The sequence below is a fragment of the Natronobacillus azotifigens genome, assembly GCF_026805325.1.
GTDB lineage: Bacteria > Bacillota > Bacilli > Bacillales > Amphibacillaceae > Natronobacillus > Natronobacillus azotifigens.
This window is the reverse complement of record NZ_JAPRAT010000075.1, coordinates 1-642: the sequence shown is the minus strand read 5'-3', so window position 1 is coordinate 642 and position 642 is coordinate 1. Positions and strand designations below refer to the sequence as shown.

Genomic DNA, 642 nt, shown 5'->3' with positions numbered 1-642 from the left:
CCTGAGTTTTGCAGATTAAAAAGACAAAAACAGCCTTAACCCTTTGTGAACACTGGGTTTGAGGCTGTCATTTTTTTGCGGAAAATCATAGCGAATTTTAACTCTTTTTTGTCTTTGCTAAAATTTTTTTGATTTCTCCTTGCGAGCGGATCTGTTTCGAAAAATCGATGTCAAAAAGGTCGCCTAAATCTTCGAGAACTTCATCGTAGTAATCAAATAAATAATAATTTTGCTTCATATGCGAGCACTCTGCTTTAGATAGGCTCTCTAATAATTTTCCTACGCTATACTTATACTTCAGCTTCACTTCAATGATCCTTGCGATAACGAGCGAGATAAAACAGGTTAAAAAATGTGCGTGAATATGCTCCTCTTTCGATACAAAAACAGGGCGTGCTTCGAGATCACTTTTTGTTACGCGAAATGATTCTTCGATCCGCCATAATCCTCGATAGATATCAATGATACGGTCATCATTTTCTTTATACTCACTTGTAATAATCGCATAATAGCCATCCAGTGCTTCCTCTTCTTTCAATTTTTCATCATCGAATTGAAGCTCTTTTTGCGGTGTGATAATTTCACCTGTTTCTTTATCAATAGTGATATTCTTAATATAGCCCGCAGCTCCGTAAGAGTTAG

Annotated in this window: 1 protein-coding gene; it reads right to left on the bottom strand. The window is 36.4% G+C overall.

Annotation, left to right across the window (positions count from 1 at the left end):
- Nucleotides 1-97 precede the first annotated feature (97 nt).
- Nucleotides 98-642 (bottom strand): IS1634 family transposase (locus OWO01_RS15965; RefSeq protein WP_268781452.1); only part of this gene is annotated, 545 nt, incomplete at its 5' end.